The sequence below is a fragment of the Streptomyces sp. SID12501 genome (assembly GCF_010550245.1).
In the GTDB taxonomy this organism is placed as follows: domain Bacteria; phylum Actinomycetota; class Actinomycetes; order Streptomycetales; family Streptomycetaceae; genus Streptomyces.
Genome location: NZ_JAAGLU010000043.1, coordinates 17,003 through 31,452 on the forward strand (window position 1 = coordinate 17,003; position 14,450 = coordinate 31,452).

At 70.2% G+C, this 14,450-nt stretch carries 16 protein-coding genes; 10 read left to right on the top strand and 6 right to left on the bottom strand.

Annotated elements, in window-relative coordinates:
- Window positions 1-2: 2 nt before the first annotated feature.
- Complete coding sequence (locus tag G3I71_RS37940) at window positions 3-650, bottom strand: PH domain-containing protein (RefSeq protein WP_164322226.1); 648 nt, start codon at window positions 648-650, stop codon at window positions 3-5.
- 178 nt (window positions 651-828) lie between these two features.
- On the opposite strand from G3I71_RS37940, the gene deoC reads away from it, so the two are divergent.
- From deoC to G3I71_RS37955, 3 genes are read left to right on the top strand one after another with little or no spacing between them, the layout of a single operon-like run.
- Window positions 829-1,788, top strand: coding sequence for a deoxyribose-phosphate aldolase (gene deoC / locus G3I71_RS37945; RefSeq protein WP_164322318.1), 960 nt, complete (start codon window positions 829-831; stop codon window positions 1,786-1,788).
- 5 nt (window positions 1,789-1,793) lie between these two features.
- Window positions 1,794-3,245, top strand: a complete 1,452-nt coding sequence (locus tag G3I71_RS37950) for an aldehyde dehydrogenase family protein (protein ID WP_164322227.1) — start codon at window positions 1,794-1,796, stop codon at window positions 3,243-3,245.
- On the top strand, window positions 3,238-4,164 hold the full coding sequence (locus G3I71_RS37955) for an aldehyde dehydrogenase family protein (protein ID WP_164322228.1): 927 nt from the start codon (window positions 3,238-3,240) through the stop codon (window positions 4,162-4,164). The genes G3I71_RS37950 and G3I71_RS37955 overlap by 8 nt, the downstream gene beginning before the upstream one ends.
- An 87-nt stretch (window positions 4,165-4,251) precedes the next feature.
- On the opposite strand, the gene G3I71_RS37960 is transcribed toward G3I71_RS37955, so the two are convergent.
- Complete coding sequence (locus G3I71_RS37960; RefSeq protein WP_164322229.1) at window positions 4,252-4,662, bottom strand: hypothetical protein; 411 nt, start codon at window positions 4,660-4,662, stop codon at window positions 4,252-4,254.
- A 60-nt stretch (window positions 4,663-4,722) separates the two neighbouring features.
- Between G3I71_RS37960 and G3I71_RS37965 the strand changes: the two genes are divergently transcribed.
- The gene (locus tag G3I71_RS37965; RefSeq protein ID WP_164322230.1) at window positions 4,723-5,427 is read left to right on the top strand and encodes a uridine kinase; all 705 of its coding nucleotides are present in this window, start codon (window positions 4,723-4,725) and stop codon (window positions 5,425-5,427) included.
- 247 nt (window positions 5,428-5,674) lie between these two features.
- Here G3I71_RS37965 and G3I71_RS37970 read toward each other — a convergent pair whose 3' ends face one another.
- The gene (locus G3I71_RS37970) at window positions 5,675-6,430 is read right to left on the bottom strand and encodes a SigE family RNA polymerase sigma factor (RefSeq protein ID WP_164322231.1); all 756 of its coding nucleotides are present in this window, start codon (window positions 6,428-6,430) and stop codon (window positions 5,675-5,677) included.
- Window positions 6,431-6,693: 263 nt separating this feature from the next.
- On the opposite strand from G3I71_RS37970, the gene afsQ1 reads away from it, so the two are divergent.
- From afsQ1 to G3I71_RS37995, 5 genes are all read left to right on the top strand, one after another.
- On the top strand, window positions 6,694-7,371 hold the full coding sequence (gene afsQ1, locus G3I71_RS37975; RefSeq protein WP_189150343.1) for a two-component system response regulator AfsQ1: 678 nt from the start codon (window positions 6,694-6,696) through the stop codon (window positions 7,369-7,371).
- The gene (locus tag G3I71_RS37980) at window positions 7,368-8,957 is read left to right on the top strand and encodes a HAMP domain-containing sensor histidine kinase (RefSeq protein ID WP_164322235.1); all 1,590 of its coding nucleotides are present in this window, start codon (window positions 7,368-7,370) and stop codon (window positions 8,955-8,957) included. Before afsQ1 ends, G3I71_RS37980 begins: the two co-directional genes overlap by 4 nt.
- 50 nt (window positions 8,958-9,007) lie before the next feature.
- Complete coding sequence (locus G3I71_RS37985) at window positions 9,008-9,640, top strand: hypothetical protein (RefSeq protein ID WP_164322237.1); 633 nt, start codon at window positions 9,008-9,010, stop codon at window positions 9,638-9,640.
- A gap of 115 nt (window positions 9,641-9,755) precedes the next feature.
- A complete protein-coding gene (locus G3I71_RS37990) occupies window positions 9,756-10,307 on the top strand; it encodes a VanZ family protein (protein WP_164322239.1) in 552 nt (183 codons plus the stop codon).
- 104 nt (window positions 10,308-10,411) lie between these two features.
- Window positions 10,412-10,621 carry a PspC domain-containing protein gene (locus tag G3I71_RS37995; RefSeq protein WP_164322241.1) on the top strand — a complete coding sequence of 70 codons (210 nt, stop codon included), beginning with the start codon at window positions 10,412-10,414 and terminating at the stop codon, window positions 10,619-10,621.
- Between the two features lie 91 nt (window positions 10,622-10,712).
- Here G3I71_RS37995 and G3I71_RS38000 read toward each other — a convergent pair whose 3' ends face one another.
- Both G3I71_RS38000 and G3I71_RS38005 read right to left on the bottom strand, forming a co-directional pair.
- Window positions 10,713-11,072, bottom strand: coding sequence for an ATP-binding protein (locus G3I71_RS38000; protein WP_164322243.1), 360 nt, complete (start codon window positions 11,070-11,072; stop codon window positions 10,713-10,715).
- Window positions 11,073-11,207: 135 nt separating this feature from the next.
- A complete protein-coding gene (locus tag G3I71_RS38005) occupies window positions 11,208-12,422 on the bottom strand; it encodes an adenosine deaminase (RefSeq protein WP_203732447.1) in 1,215 nt (404 codons plus the stop codon).
- Window positions 12,423-12,566: 144 nt separating this feature from the next.
- Between G3I71_RS38005 and G3I71_RS38010 the strand changes: the two genes are divergently transcribed.
- Window positions 12,567-13,328 carry a prolyl oligopeptidase family serine peptidase gene (locus G3I71_RS38010; protein WP_164322246.1) on the top strand — a complete coding sequence of 254 codons (762 nt, stop codon included), beginning with the start codon at window positions 12,567-12,569 and terminating at the stop codon, window positions 13,326-13,328.
- Window positions 13,329-13,442: 114 nt separating this feature from the next.
- Here G3I71_RS38010 and G3I71_RS38015 read toward each other — a convergent pair whose 3' ends face one another.
- On the bottom strand, window positions 13,443-14,396 hold the full coding sequence (locus G3I71_RS38015) for a LysR family transcriptional regulator (RefSeq protein WP_164322248.1): 954 nt from the start codon (window positions 14,394-14,396) through the stop codon (window positions 13,443-13,445).
- Window positions 14,397-14,450: the final 54 nt, after the last annotated feature.

A 14,450-nucleotide genomic window follows, 5' to 3' on the forward strand; every position in this document is an offset into this window, starting at 1 on the left:
GATCAGCCGACCGCGAGCAGAATCGCCAGCAGAACCGCACCCGCGGCAGCGGGCGCCATGATCTCGTACGCCCACTTCACGGTCACCTCGCCCTGTGAGGTGGCCGCCTCCTCCCGGGCCTCCCGCAGCCGGCCCAGGTCGTCCATGATCTGGTCGGTCTGGGCACGGGTCGGACCGGACGGCACCAGGGGCGTCCGTCCGGCGGTGCCCCCGGCCTCGCGGGTCTGACGCATCATGGCCCGGTTGGCCCGCTTGCGGGCGCGCAGCGAGACGGGGACGGCCCAGAGCTGGTACTTGGCGCCGGACCCCACGACGACCTCGTTCGAGAAGCCCGACCGGAACCCGGCGACGGCCCCCCAGGGCAGCACGACGATCCGGAACGGGTTGCGCACGCGCAGCCGGTGGTCGTTGGCCAGCACGACGGGCCGCAGCGTGAAGGCGATCACCAGCGGTACGACGAGGAGCAGCGTGGCGAGCGCCAGCCACGGGGTCCGCCCGTGGCCGGCGAACAGCGCGTCACCGCCGAGCCAGGCCGCGATCCCGAGCAGCAGCACTCCGGCCACGAGGGCGGAGGGTGACCGGTAGACCCGGTCGGGAGACTCGGGCTGGGTAGGGCCCTGCACGGGCGACGGGTGGTCCGGGGTCGTCATGCCCCCGATTCTGCCCGACGCGCCGAACACCGCCCGCGCACGGCCCCTCCCCCACCGAAGTTCCCGGCACCCGGACAGTGCCGCCCCGGCCGCCTCACCCCTGCCTCACCCGCCTCCTTTCTGCGGATTCCTCGGGCTGTACAGCCGCTACGCGCGTAGATATGCTCGGCTTGTGACCATGCCCACCACTGCATCAACCGCACTCCCGCTCAAGGACGTGACCGCGTCCGACAGCACGCTGCGCCGCTACCTTCACGGGCTGCCCGGCGTCGACGCGGTCGGCCTGGAGGCGCGCGCCGCCTCCCTCGGCACACGTTCCATCAAGACGACGGCGAAGGCGTACGCCATCGACCTCGCCATCTCGATGGTCGACCTGACGACGCTGGAAGGCGCGGACACCGCCGGCAAGGTCCGGTCGCTCGGCGCGAAGGCGGTCCGCCCCGACCCGACCGACCGCACGGCCCCCGCCACCGCAGCCGTCTGTGTCTATCCCGACATGGTGGCCGTCGCGAAGGAGGCCGTCGCCGGGTCCACCGTCAAGGTCGCCTCCGTCGCCACCGCCTTCCCCGCCGGCCGCGCGGCCCTCGGCGTGAAGCTGGCCGACGTGCGTGACGCCGTCGCCGCCGGTGCCGACGAGATCGACATGGTCATCGACCGCGGCGCCTTCCTCGCGGGCAACTACCTGAAGGTGTACGAGGAGATCGTCGCCGTGAAGGAGGCCTGCGGGGCGTCCGCCCGGCTCAAGGTCATCTTCGAGACCGGCGAGCTGTCGACGTACGACAACATCCGGCGCGCCTCCTGGCTCGGCATGATCGCCGGGGCCGACTTCATCAAGACGTCCACCGGCAAGGTCGCCGTCAACGCGACGCCCTCGAACACCCTCCTGATGCTGGAGGCCGTACGCGACTTCCGCGCGCAGACCGGCATCCAGGTGGGTGTGAAGCCGGCCGGCGGCATCCGTACCACCAAGGACGCCGTGAAGTTCCTGGTCGTGGTCAACGAGACCGTGGGCGAGGACTGGCTCGACAACCACTGGTTCCGCTTCGGCGCCTCCTCGCTGCTGAACGACCTGCTGATGCAGCGCCAGAAGCTGGCCACCGGCCGCTACTCCGGCCCCGACTACGTGACGGTGGACTGATCACCATGACCATCGAGAAGCGGTCATCCGCATTCGAGTACGCACCGGCGCCCGAGTCCCGCGCCGTCGTCGACATCGCACCCTCCTACGGCCTGTTCATCGACGGCGAGTTCACCGAGGCCGCCGAAGGCAGGGTCTTCAAGACCGTTTCCCCCTCCACCGAGGAGGTCCTCGCCGAGGTCGCCCAGGCGGGCGAGGCGGACGTCGAACGTGCGGTGAAGGCCGCCCGCAAGGCCTTCGAGAAGTGGTCGGCGCTCCCGGGCGCGGAGCGCGCCAAGTACCTGTTCCGCATCGCCCGCATCATCCAGGAGCGCTCCCGCGAGCTCGCCGTCCTGGAGACCCTGGACAACGGCAAGCCCATCAGGGAGACGAGGGACGCCGACCTGCCCCTCGTCGCCGCCCACTTCTTCTACTACGCGGGCTGGGCCGACAAGCTCGGCCACGCCGGCTTCGGCGCGAACCCGAAGCCGCTGGGCGTCGCGGGCCAGGTCATCCCCTGGAACTTCCCGCTCCTGATGCTGGCCTGGAAGATCGCCCCGGCCCTGGCGACCGGCAACACGGTCGTCCTGAAGCCCGCGGAGACCACTCCCCTCTCGGCGTTGTTCTTCGCGGACATCTGCCGTCAGGCGGGCCTGCCCAAGGGCGTCGTCAACATCCTTCCCGGGTACGGCGACACGGGCGCCGCGCTCGTCGCGCACCCGGACGTCAACAAGGTCGCGTTCACCGGCTCGACCGCCGTCGGCAAGGAGATCGCACGCACCGTCGCAGGCACCCGCAAGAAGCTGACCCTCGAACTGGGCGGCAAGGGTGCCAACATCGTCTTCGACGACGCGCCCATCGACCAGGCCGTCGAGGGCATCGTCACCGGCATCTTCTTCAACCAGGGCCAGGTCTGCTGCGCGGGCTCCCGGCTCCTCGTACAGGAGTCGATCCAGGACGAGTTGCTCGACTCGCTCAAGCGGCGTCTGTCCACGCTCCGCCTCGGCGACCCGCTGGACAAGAACACGGACATCGGCGCGATCAACTCCGCCGAGCAGCTCGCCCGGATCACCTCGCTCGTCGAGGCGGGTGAGGCGGAGGGCGCCGAGCGCTGGTCCCCGGCCTGCGAACTCCCGTCCTCCGGCTACTGGTTCGCCCCGACGCTCTTCACGAACGTCACCCAGGCGCACACCATCGCCCGCGACGAGATCTTCGGCCCGGTGCTCTCGGTCCTCACCTTCCGCACCCCGGACGAGGCCGTCGCCAAGGCCAACAACACCCAGTACGGCCTGTCGGCGGGCATCTGGACGGAGAAGGGTTCGCGGATCCTGGCCGTGGCCAACAAGCTTCGCGCCGGCGTCGTCTGGTCCAACACGTTCAACAAGTTCGACCCCACCTCGCCGTTCGGCGGCTACAAGGAGTCGGGCTTCGGCCGCGAGGGCGGTCGCCACGGCCTGGAGGCGTACCTCGATGTCTGACCCCCGAGTGGACACACGGCCGGACGCGCGTCTGTCCGTCTTCAAGACCTACAAGCTGTACGTGGGCGGGAAGTTCCCGCGTTCCGAGAGCGGCCGGGTGTACGAGGTGAGCGACGCGAAGGGCAACTGGCTGGCGAACGCGCCCCTGTCCTCCCGCAAGGACGCCCGTGACGCGGTCGTCGCCGCGCGCAAGGCGTTCGGCGGCTGGGCCGGGGCCACGGCGTACAACCGCGGTCAGATCCTCTACCGCGTCGCCGAGATGCTGGAGGGCCGCAAGGAGCAGTTCGTCCGGGAGGTCGCCGAGGCGGAGAGTCTGTCGAAGCCGAAGGCCACCGCCCAGGTGGACGCGGCGATCGACCGCTGGGTCTGGTACGCGGGCTGGACCGACAAGATCGCCCAGGTGGTGGGCGGCGGAAACCCTGTAGCAGGCCCCTACTTCAACCTGTCCTCCCCCGAGCCGACCGGCGTGGTCGTCGTCCTGGCCCCTCAGGAGTCGTCGTTCCTGGGCCTGGTGTCGGTACTCGCCCCGGTGATCGCCACCGGCAACACGGCGATCGTGATCGCCAGCGAGAGGTCCCCGCTTCCCGCGCTCTCCCTCGGCGAGGTCCTGGCCACCTCGGACGTACCCGGCGGAGTCGTCAACATCCTCTCCGGCCGTACGGCGGAGATCACCCCGTCCCTGGCCGCGCACCAGGACGTGAACGCGATCGACCTGGCGGGTGTGGCCGCCAACGACGCCCTCGCGAAGGAGCTGGAGATCGCGGCGGCCGACAACCTCAAGCGAGTCCTGCGTCCACAGACTGTGGACAACGCTCAGTGGTTCGCCACGCCGGGCATCGAACGCATGACGGCCTTCCTGGAGACGAAGACGGTCTGGCACCCGACGGGTTCACTGGGCGCGTCGGGTTCCTCGTACTGACCGACGCCGGGTGAAACCGAGAGCCGAGGGCCGCGTCTCCCACCGTCCGGGGAGGCGCGGCCCTCTTCTGTCGTGCCGGGCGGGCGGTCAGCCGCCCAGCAGCCCCGCGGCCTGCCCCAGCACCGGAATGCTGCCGATCGACTGCGCCTGCGCGACCGGACCGGTCAGCGCCTGGGAGGTCAGGGGTTGGAAGTCGGCGAGCTGGGTGCCCACGCCGTTGTCGAGCGGGTCGACGCCCGTACCGGCGAGGGGGTTGGGCTTGAGTCCCTGGACCGCACCCGTGACATAGCCGACCGAGCCGGTGAGCGCCGCCAGGCCCGACTGCGGGTCGATGTTCCCCAGCGAGGTGGTGGGGTTCATGCGGATGGCGTCCACCGCGGGTCCACCCTCGGCGGCGGAGGCCGTCGCGGCGCCGGCCCCCAGGGCGGCGCCGGTGGCCGCGAGGGCGATCAGGGCGCGCTGGGCGGTCTGGTTCTGGGTGGACGTTCGTCGTGCCATGACTGGTGGCCGCCTTCTGGTGCGCCGGGTAATCGGATCGACACGTAGGGTAGTTGACGCGTGATGCGCCTTTCAAAGCCGACCCGCGGGGTCGGCAAGGGGGCACTCGATGCCGCACACTGGTGTCTCGTGACCTCCCACCCGCCCATACCCACGCGAGTCGTGCTGCTCTGCGGCCCTTCAGGCTCCGGCAAGTCCCTCCTCGCGGCCCGCTCCGGTCTCCCGGTGCTGCGGCTCGACGACTTCTACAAGGAGGGCTCCGACCCGACGCTGCCGCAGGTCCTGGGAAGCACCGACATCGACTGGGACCACCCGCAGTCGTGGGACGCGGACACGGCGGTCACCGCGATCACCGAGCTGTGCCGCACGGGGCGTACGAACGTCCCGGTGTACGACATCTCGCTGAGCGAGCGCACGGGCGAGGAGAGCGTCGGGATCGGCCGGACCTCCCTGTTCATCGCGGAGGGGATCTTCGCCGCCGAGATCGTCGCGCGCTGCCGGGAGGAGGGCGTCCTCGCGGACGCGCTCTGCCTGAGCCGGGGGCCGGCTCGGACGTTCCGCCGGCGCTTCCTGCGGGATCTGCGCGAGGGTCGCAAGTCGGTGCCGTTCCTGCTGCGCCGCGGGTGGCGGCTGATGCGCGCCGAGCGTTCCATCGTGGCCCGCCAGACGGCCCTGGGCGCCCACGCGTGCGACCGGGACGAGGCGATGGGCAGACTGGCGGACGCGGCGGCGGGCCGCCGCACACGGACGAGCACGGCGGCCTGACCCGCGTACGCACCCCGCACCCCGCACCCGAAACACACGTACACGAAACGCACGTACGCACACGAAAAGCGGGACTGGACGGACCCCCCGGCCCTCCAGTCCCGCTCTTTTTGTGCTTCCCCCGTGTGGTGCCACCCCCGCGGCCCCCCAGCCCCGGTGGTTCCCCCCTGGTGGTGCTCCCCCGTGCTTCCCCCCGTTTACCGCTCCCCCGTTTACCGCTCCCCCGAGCGGTGCTTCCCCCACACCCTCAGGCGACCAGCTCCCCGAAGGATTCCTCCTCGTCACGGCCGAAGCTGAGGACCTCGTCCTCACGCATCCGGCGGAGCGACCGCCAGATGCTGGACTTCACCGTGCCGACACTGATGTCGAGGATCTCCGCGATCTCCGGGTCCGTGCGGCCCTCGTAGTAACGAAGGACCAGCATCGTCCGCTGGAGTTCGGGAAGCCGGGCGAGCGCCTGCCACAGGACCGCGCGCAGCTCCGTGCCGCGCATCGCGTCCGTGTCGCCGGCCGTCTCCGGCAGCTCCTCGGTCGGGTACTCGTTCAGCTTGCGGCGGCGCCACGCGCTGATGTGCAGATTGGTCATCGTCCGGCGGAGGTACCCGCCGACCGCGGCCTTGTCACTGATCCGGTCCCAGGCCCGGTACGTCGAGAACAGCGCGCTCTGGAGCAGGTCCTCGGCCTCGAAGCGGTCACCGGTGAGGTGGTAGGCGGTTGCGTACAGGGAGGCGCGGCGCTCCTGGACGTAGGCGGTGAACTCCGCCTCCGACAGCGAACGACGCTCCCCCGTGGACTCCCTGTACGCGGCCCCCGCAACCCCCGTGGTACCGCTGCCGCTTCCCCCCGTATGTGCGTCAACCACCGACATGTACGTGGTGTGCTGACGCCCGGTGCCGCGAACGCACCCCCGTCCGTTCACGGCACCGGACTTCTCGGTGGTCCTGGTGACGTCGTGCAGACGCGTGATCACTGCGTTCGCGCTTGTGCTGTGCAGCGTGCTCATCTCGCGCCCCCCGTCGTGGACTTCCCGTCTTCGGCCCGGTCCGATGTGCTCCCTTGCCTGTGCCGAGAAGCTTGCCCACGCCACTTCATGACGGTGTCCGCCGACTGTCACAGGCGTGCAACAGGGGCACTTCTCAGGAACATGACGGCGAACAACACAGGAAGGTCACAGAGTGGCGCGGTAGAGGCCCGCCGACACCCCGAAATCGCCCGACAAGCACCTGACAGTCGCAGCCCGGCCCGGCCATGGGCCAGAATGCATCCGTGCCTTCCCTGTTGCTGATCGAGGACGACGACGCCATCCGTACGGCCCTGGAGCTGTCTTTGACCCGCCAGGGCCACCGGGTCGCCACCGCTGCCACCGGTGAGGACGGTCTGAAGCTGCTGCGTGAGCAGCGGCCGGATCTGATCGTCCTGGATGTGATGCTGCCCGGCATCGACGGATTCGAGGTGTGCCGGCGCATCCGGCGCACGGACCAGCTGCCGATCATTCTGCTCACCGCGCGCAGCGACGACATCGACGTGGTCGTCGGGCTGGAGTCCGGCGCCGACGACTATGTCGTCAAACCGGTGCAGGGGCGGGTGCTCGACGCCCGTATCCGGGCCGTGCTGCGGCGCGGGGAGCGGGAGTCCAGCGACTCGGCGACCTTCGGTTCGCTGGTCATCGACCGTTCGGCGATGACGGTGACGAAGAACGGCGAGGATCTGCAGCTGACGCCCACCGAGTTGCGGCTGCTCCTGGAGCTGAGCCGGCGGCCCGGTCAGGCGCTGTCCCGGCAGCAGTTGCTGCGGCTGGTCTGGGAGCACGACTACCTGGGCGACTCGCGGCTGGTGGACGCGTGTGTGCAGCGGCTGCGCGCCAAGGTCGAGGACGTGCCGTCGTCGCCGACGTTGATCCGTACCGTCCGCGGGGTCGGCTACCGGCTGGACTCGCCTCAGTGACCAAACCGCAGGACAAGCTCCGTGGCTGGGCCGCGGCGCGCAGGGCGATACTTTCCGGGCTGCGCTTCACCAGCCTGCGGCTGCGGCTGGTCGTGGTCTTCGGCCTGGTGGCGCTGACGGCCGCCGTGTCGGCCTCCGGGATCGCGTACTGGCTCAACCGCGAGGCCGTGCTCACACGTACGCAGGACGCGGTGCTGCGCGACTTCCAGCAGGAGATGCAGAACCGCGCGGGCATTCTGCCGACCAACCCCACACAGGGCGAACTCCAGCACACGGCGGGCCAGATGGCCGCCAGCAGCCAGCGGTTCAGTGTGCTGCTGGTCGCCGAGGACGAGAGCGGGCGGACGGTCGTCGGCAACTCCGGGGCGCTGGACCCCTTCTCACTGGCGGACGTGCCCGAGTCGCTGCGTACGGCGGTCGGGAAACAGCAGTCGATCACCTCGAACAACAAGTCCCCGTACCACCTGTACTGGCAGCGGATCATAGACGGCGACAAGCCGTACCTGGTCGCGGGCACGAAGGTGATCGGTGGCGGTCCGGCCGGCTACATGCTGAAGTCGCTGGAGCCCGAGGAGAAGGACCTCAACTCGCTGGCCTGGTCGCTGGGCATCGCCACCGGGCTCGCGCTGATCGGCTCGGCGCTGCTCGCGCAGGCCGCCGCGACGACCGTACTGAAGCCGGTGCAGCGCCTCGGTATCGCGGCCCGGCGGCTCGGTGAGGGGAAGCTGGACACCCGGTTGCGGGTGTCGGGCACGGACGAACTGGCCGACCTCGCCCGGACGTTCAACCACACCGCGGAGGCCCTGGAGAAGCGGGTCGCCGACATGAGCGCCCGTGACGAGGCCTCGCGGCGGTTCGTGGCGGACATGTCCCACGAACTGCGTACGCCTCTCACCGCGATCACCGCCGTGACGGAGATCCTGGAGGAGGAGCTGGACGCGGAGACCGGCAGCGTCGACCCGATGATCGAACCTGCGGTACGGCTGGTGGTGAGCGAGACCCTGCGGCTCAACTCCCTGGTGGAGAACCTGATGGAGGTCACCCGCTTCGACGCGGGCACCGCCCGGCTGGTCCTCGACAACGTCGACATCGCCGACCAGATCACCGCCTGCATGGACGCCCGCGCCTGGCTGGACGCGGTCGAACTGGACGCCAAGCGCGGCATCATGTCCCTGCTCGACCCGCGCCGTCTGGACGTCATCCTGGCCAACCTCATCGGCAACGCCCTCAAGCACGGCGGCTCGCCGGTACGGGTGTCGGTGCGCGCTTCCGACGGCGATGCCGATACCGACGGCGACCTGCTGATCGAGGTGCAGGACAACGGTCCGGGCATCCCCGAGGACGTCCTGCCGCACGTCTTCGACCGCTTCTACAAGGCGAGCGCCTCCCGCCCCCGCTCCGAGGGCAGCGGCCTGGGCCTGTCCATCGCCCTGGAGAACGCCCACATCCACGGCGGCGAGATCACCGCCGCCAACTCCCCGGAGGGCGGCGCGGTGTTCACCCTGCGGCTCCCCAGGGACCCGTCGGCACTGACGGAGACACCGGCCGAGCCGGACGGCGCGAACGGCGACGGGGAGAGCGCGTGACGAACGTACGAGGCGTACGAGGCGCAGGGGGCGTACGAGGTGTTCGTGGCGTGCGCCGCGGGTCGGCCGTCCCGCTGCTCGGCGCGCTCGCCCTGCTGCTCGCCGGGTGCGGGATCCGGGCGACCGAGGTCCCGACGGACTTCGGTCCGGCGCCCTCCCGCGTCCCGTGCTCCCTCTCGGACGTCTCCGCCCCCTCCACGCCCTCCACGCCGGACGTCGCCGTGGAGACGTCCGCGGGCGTCCCGGTCCAGGTGTTCCTCCTGTGCTCCTCCCAGCTCGTGACCGTCGACCGCGCGGTGCGCGTCCCGGACGGTACGGCGGAGGCGGAGCGGCGCGTCCTGGTGGCCCAGGGGCTGCTGGACGAGCTGGCCAGGACTCCGACGGCGAGCGAGACCGAGGCTCGCTACACGACGGACGTACGCGGCGGGATGAGCGTGCACGGCCCGGGCCCGAAGGACCCCGGGGACACCCTGCGCCTGAGCACGTCCCCGGCCAATCTCGCGTCGTACGCCCTCGCCCAGATCGTCTGTACGTTCTCCGACTCGGCCGCCGCCGGGGGAGACGGCTCCGTCGTCCTGGGCGGCCCGGGCACCGCCCCGCTGCGCCGGTACGCGTGCACCCCTGAAGTCCGCTCCCGGCCGGGGGCCCAGGTGCCGCCGTCGTCGGGTGTGGAAGGCGGCTAGGACCCGTCCTGGGACCCGTCCCGGCGGGGTGCCGGCTCCCGTGTGGCACATGCCTCACTCGCCTGTATGGGGGCAACCCGGAACCGATCGTGCCGGTGGCCGCGTCTTGGGGGGCGTGCAGCGTCATGGTTCTGGCGGCGAAAGTGCCGCCATTCGCATCCGTGCGGCGGGAGGTGTCCTCCTCGTCGCCCATCTCGTGCTCGTCGCCTGGATCACGCTGCGTCCGCTCGACGTCCCGTGGCAACTGCCCGCCAACCTGCAGCCCTTCGCGGGTATACGGGCCGATCTGACCCTCGGCTGGCACGAGGCGGTCCGGCGCATCGCGGAGGGGCTCGCCCTGCTGGCTCCGCTGGGGGTGCTGCTGCCGATGGCGGGCGGACGCCTCGATGTCTCCCCGCTCGCCTCGCTCGTCCGTACGGTCATGGCCGGTGCCATGATCTCGCTGGGCATCGAGCTGTTGCAGACCGGCGTGCCCGGTCAGGTCGTGGACGTCGACTCGCTGCTCCTGAACACGGTGGGCGTGGGCCTCGCGTATGTCGCCGTGGTGCCCGTCGTACGGTCCTGGCTCCGCCGCAAGAGCGACCGCAGGCGCCTGGCAGCCGTCCGCACGGAGGATGCGACTCAGGGTAGGACCCCGACGATTCCCAGGGTCGGGATCGCCCCGTAGAGCGACGCTTCGCCCGCTGTGTGTCCGTAACGTCGAGTGCAGATGAGGAGACCGGACAAGCCGGTCCCACGCACCGGACTATCCGGACTCACCGAGGAGACGCCATGACCGCCCTTGCCCGCCCCACCAACGGCCGCATGATCGGCGGAGTGTGTGCCGCGCTGGCACGGCGCTTCGGCACCTCCGCGACGACGATGCGCGTGATCTTCGTGCTCTCGTGTCTGCTGCCCGGCCCGCAGTTCCTGCTCTACATAGCCATGTGGATCCTGCTGCCCTCCGAGAAGTACGAGAACAAGGCCCACGCCGCCTGGTAGCTCACCCGGACGACCCGGACGACTCGCTGTACGGCGATGGGGCGCACCCCTGGTGAAGGGGTGCGCCCCATCGGCGCGTTCACGGGGTGGGTCAGCCGAGCGGAATGCCGTTCAGCGGGAGGCCGTGGGTGGGCAGGCCCTGCAGCGGGAGGCCGCCGAGCAGACCGGAGACCGGCGCGGTCGGGCCCTCGGACAGCACCTTCGTGACGGCAGGCTGTGCGGCGGCCACGCCCGCGCCGAGCGCACTCTGTCCCTGGGCCACGGCCTCGGCGGCACCCGGCAGCGCCTTCGACGCGCTCTCCACGGGCAGCGTCTGGGTCACGGAGCCCAGCGCGGCGGAGTCCGGGAGGGCGGGAAGGGCCGGGGCTGCGTTGGCGGCACCCGCACCCACCGCGGCGAAGGCGGCACCGAGAGCGGCGACACCGAGGGTCTTGGCAGCAGACTGCTTCATAGTGAATGCGTCCTTGAATGCGAGACGGGGATGTGAGCGGTCCATGACCGTAAACACGAGAAGCCGCCCGCCGCAAACATCGAAAAGCGGCCGAGTCGCACCGGCCCGACCGCTTCCCGGAGCCTCGGGTCAGCCCTATGTCTCGACAGAACCGCTGGTGGAGGCGGTCTGCCGGAACAACCATTCGGATTTCAGCTCGGCATATCCGGGCTTGATGACGTCATTGATCATCGCCAGTCGTTCATCGAAAGGAATGAATGCTGACTTCATAGCATTGACGGAGAACCATTGCAGGTCGTCGAGCGTATAAGCGAATGCTTCGACAAGATGCTCGAATTCCCGGCTCATTCCGGTACCCGACATCAGCCGGTTGTCGGTGTTCACGGTCGCGCGGAAGTGCAGTTTGCGCAGCAGCCCGATGGGGTGCTCGGCGTAGGAGGCCGCGGCACCGGTCTGGAGGTTGGAGCTGGGGCACAGTTCGAGGGGGATGCGCTTGTCCCGCACATAGGAGGCCAGGCGGCCGAGTTTCACCGAGCCGTCGGCCTGGACCTCGATGTCGTCGATGATGCGCACGCCGTGGCCGAGCCGGTCGGCGCCGCACCACTGGAGGGCCTGCCAGATGGAGGGAAGCCCGAATGCCTCACCGGCGTGGATGGTGAAGTGGTTGTTCTCGCGCTTGAGGAACTCGAACGCGTCGAGGTGCCGGGTGGGCGGGAAGCCGGCCTCGGCACCCGCGATGTCGAAACCGACGACGCCCAGATCGCGGTACCTGTTCGCCAGTTCGGCGATCTCCAGGGAGCGGGCGGCGTGCCGCATCGCGGTGAGCAGGGCGCCCACCCGGATGCGGTGACCGTTCTCCCGGGCCCGGCGCTCACCTTCCCGGAAGCCCTCGTTGACGGCCTCGACGACCTCTTCGAGGGTGAGGCCGCCTTCGAGGTGCTGCTCGGGCGCGTACCGCACCTCTGCGTAGATGACACCGTCCTCGGCGAGGTCCTCGGCGCACTCGGCGGCGACCCGCACGAGGGCGTCGCGGGTCTGCATGACGGCGCAGGTGTGGGCGAAGGTCTCCAAGTACCGTTCCAGGGAACCGGAGTCGGCGGCGTCGCGGAACCAGGCGCCGAGCTTGTCGGGGTCGGTCTGGGGCAGTTGGGCGTAGCCCGCGTCACGGGCCAGGTCGACGATCGTGCCGGGGCGCAGGCCGCCGTCGAGGTGGTCGTGCAGCAGGACCTTGGGGGCGCGGCGGATCTGGTCCGGGGTGGGACCGGGACCGGGGCTCACGCCGGTGTTCGCGCTCACGTTCGCGTTCTGGGCCGTCTTCTGACTCGTCGTCCGATCACTCTGGCTCGTCATTTCCGCACTCTAACTCCTACGCGCGTAGATCTCCTGTCTCCTCCTCCCTTTTTCTCCCCTTCTTCGCCTGTACGTTTCCGTCGATATGTAACGGTGACCGCGAGGACGGGTCGCGTACACCGATGCTTCTGACACTGTTCTGCCATGGCACACCAAGTGACGCCGGTACGACAGGCCCGGCTCGGAAAGGCGATGGGCCCGGAGCCGACGTCGGTGAGCGGCGTGGTCCTGCTGCTTCCCGGCGGTGACGAGGTATCGACCCGCAGGCCGTCCCCCATGCTGGCGGCCGCCTCCGTCAGGACGTTGGGCCGCCGACTCGCCCGCGCGGGCCGTACGGACGGACTGGCCGTACACGTCGTCCACTACCGCTACCGCGGCTGGAACGGCATCGAGGCGCAGCTCGCGCACGACGCGCGATGGGCCGTCGACGAGATCGTACGACGGTACGGCGACGTCTCCGTGTGCCTCGCCGGCGTCGACATGGGCGGCCGGGCGGCGCTCCGCGCCGCGGATCACGAGGCCGTCAACTCCGTACTGGCGATGGCGCCCTGGCTGCCCGAGGAGGACGTGGCGGCGCCGCCGGAACCGGTACGTCAGCTGAGCGGGCGTCGGGTAATGATCGTGCACGGCACGAACGACCAACGGACCGATCCCGAACTGTCGTTCCGGTTCGCGGCGCGGGCGAAGAAGGCGAACCGGGACATCTGCCGGTTCGAAGTGCACGCGGACGGGCACGGGTTGCATCAGTACCGGCAGGAAGTGCACGCGCTGGCCGAGGACTTCGTGATGGAGGTGCTGTTCGGGCGGGGGTTCTCCCGGCCTGTGCAGGACGCGCTGATGGCTCCGCCGCCGCTGGGGTTGAGGATGCCGTTGGCCGCGGGGTTCGGTAGGTCTTTGCGCCGATAGGTTCGGGGCGGTCGGGGTTGTGTTCGAAGTGCGGGCGGGTGGGGGCTGGTCGCGCCCACGCGGCGGAGCCGCAAATGTCACAGCCCCGCGCCCCTCAAAGCAGGGCCGTCGCCGTCACGTAGGCAGCAAGTTGCCCCTTCTTGACAGCAGGAAACGCTTGAAAGCTGCCACCGGCGGGGTGTCCGGGTGGCCGTCGAGCCAAGCGACACCGATCTCTCTCGCCGCTCTTGGTGAGGTGACCGTCAGTTCTGCGACTCCCGGGCGTGGGACCGCCGGAGGCGGGAGGAGAGCCACCCCCAGCCCGGCCGCCACCAGGCCTCTCAACGTCTCCGCCTCCTCTCCCTCGAAGGCGATCCGGGGGCGGAAGCCGGCCTGCCGGCAGAGGTCGTCGGTGATGCGGCGGAGGCCGTAGCCGGGTTCCAGGGTGACGAAGGTTTCGTCGGCCGCTTCGGCCAGGCGGACTCGTCTGCGGGTGGCGAGGCGGTGGTCGGCGGGGACGACCAGGCGGAGTTTCTGTTCGTCCAGGCGGCGGGCGACCAGGTCGGGGGCGTCCGGGACGGGCGAGGTGAGGCAGAGGTCGAGTTCGCCGGAACGCAGGCGTTCGATCATGGCCTCGCCGTAGTTCTGTACGAGGGTGAAGCGGACGCGGGGATGGTCGGCGCGGAAGGCGTGCAGCAGCCCGGGGACGGTCTCGGCGCCCATGGTGTGCAGGAAGCCGAAGGCGACCTTGCCGGTGGCGGGGTCGGCGTCGGCGCGTACCTCGTCGGCGGCCCGCCCGATCTCCGCGAGGGCCCGCTCGACGGAGGCGAGGAACGTACGGCCCGCGGGGGTGAGGGAGACGGTCCGTCCCCGGCGGGCGAAGAGGTCCACGCCGAGGTCCTGTTCGAGGCGGACCATCGCCCGGGAGAGCGTCGACTGCGGGACCTGCATCTCCTGGGCGGCGCGGGTGACGTGCTCCGTGCGGGCGACTCCGGCGAAGTAGGACAGGCGGGGGGCGAGGGCGGTCACGATGTCTTCCGTGTCACTGGACGGTGACAGGCGGGCTACTGACCTCTGCTGATGCACCATGGGAACGATTATGGGGTTTCCGTGCATTGGACGGATGAACGGGGGCGTACGTAA

What these genes read in the sequence shown, in the direction of transcription:
- G3I71_RS37950 (WP_164322227.1), top strand. Translation starts at nt 1,794, where the DNA reads ATGACCATCGAGAAGCGGTCATCCGCATTCGAGTACGCACCGGCGCCC.
- G3I71_RS37960 (WP_164322229.1), bottom strand. Translation starts at nt 4,662, where the DNA reads ATGGCACGACGAACGTCCACCCAGAACCAGACCGCCCAGCGCGCCCTG.
- deoC (WP_164322318.1), top strand. Translation starts at nt 829, where the DNA reads ATGCCCACCACTGCATCAACCGCACTCCCGCTCAAGGACGTGACCGCG.
- G3I71_RS37955 (WP_164322228.1), top strand. Translation starts at nt 3,238, where the DNA reads ATGTCTGACCCCCGAGTGGACACACGGCCGGACGCGCGTCTGTCCGTC.
- G3I71_RS38000 (WP_164322243.1), bottom strand. Translation starts at nt 11,072, where the DNA reads ATGAAGCAGTCTGCTGCCAAGACCCTCGGTGTCGCCGCTCTCGGTGCC.
- G3I71_RS37970 (WP_164322231.1), bottom strand. Translation starts at nt 6,430, where the DNA reads ATGAGCACGCTGCACAGCACAAGCGCGAACGCAGTGATCACGCGTCTG.
- G3I71_RS38005 (WP_203732447.1), bottom strand. Translation starts at nt 12,422, where the DNA reads ATGACGAGCCAGAGTGATCGGACGACGAGTCAGAAGACGGCCCAGAAC.
- G3I71_RS37995 (WP_164322241.1), top strand. Translation starts at nt 10,412, where the DNA reads ATGACCGCCCTTGCCCGCCCCACCAACGGCCGCATGATCGGCGGAGTG.
- G3I71_RS38010 (WP_164322246.1), top strand. Translation starts at nt 12,567, where the DNA reads ATGGCACACCAAGTGACGCCGGTACGACAGGCCCGGCTCGGAAAGGCG.
- G3I71_RS37940 (WP_164322226.1), bottom strand. Translation starts at nt 650, where the DNA reads ATGACGACCCCGGACCACCCGTCGCCCGTGCAGGGCCCTACCCAGCCC.
- G3I71_RS38015 (WP_164322248.1), bottom strand. Translation starts at nt 14,396, where the DNA reads ATGGTGCATCAGCAGAGGTCAGTAGCCCGCCTGTCACCGTCCAGTGAC.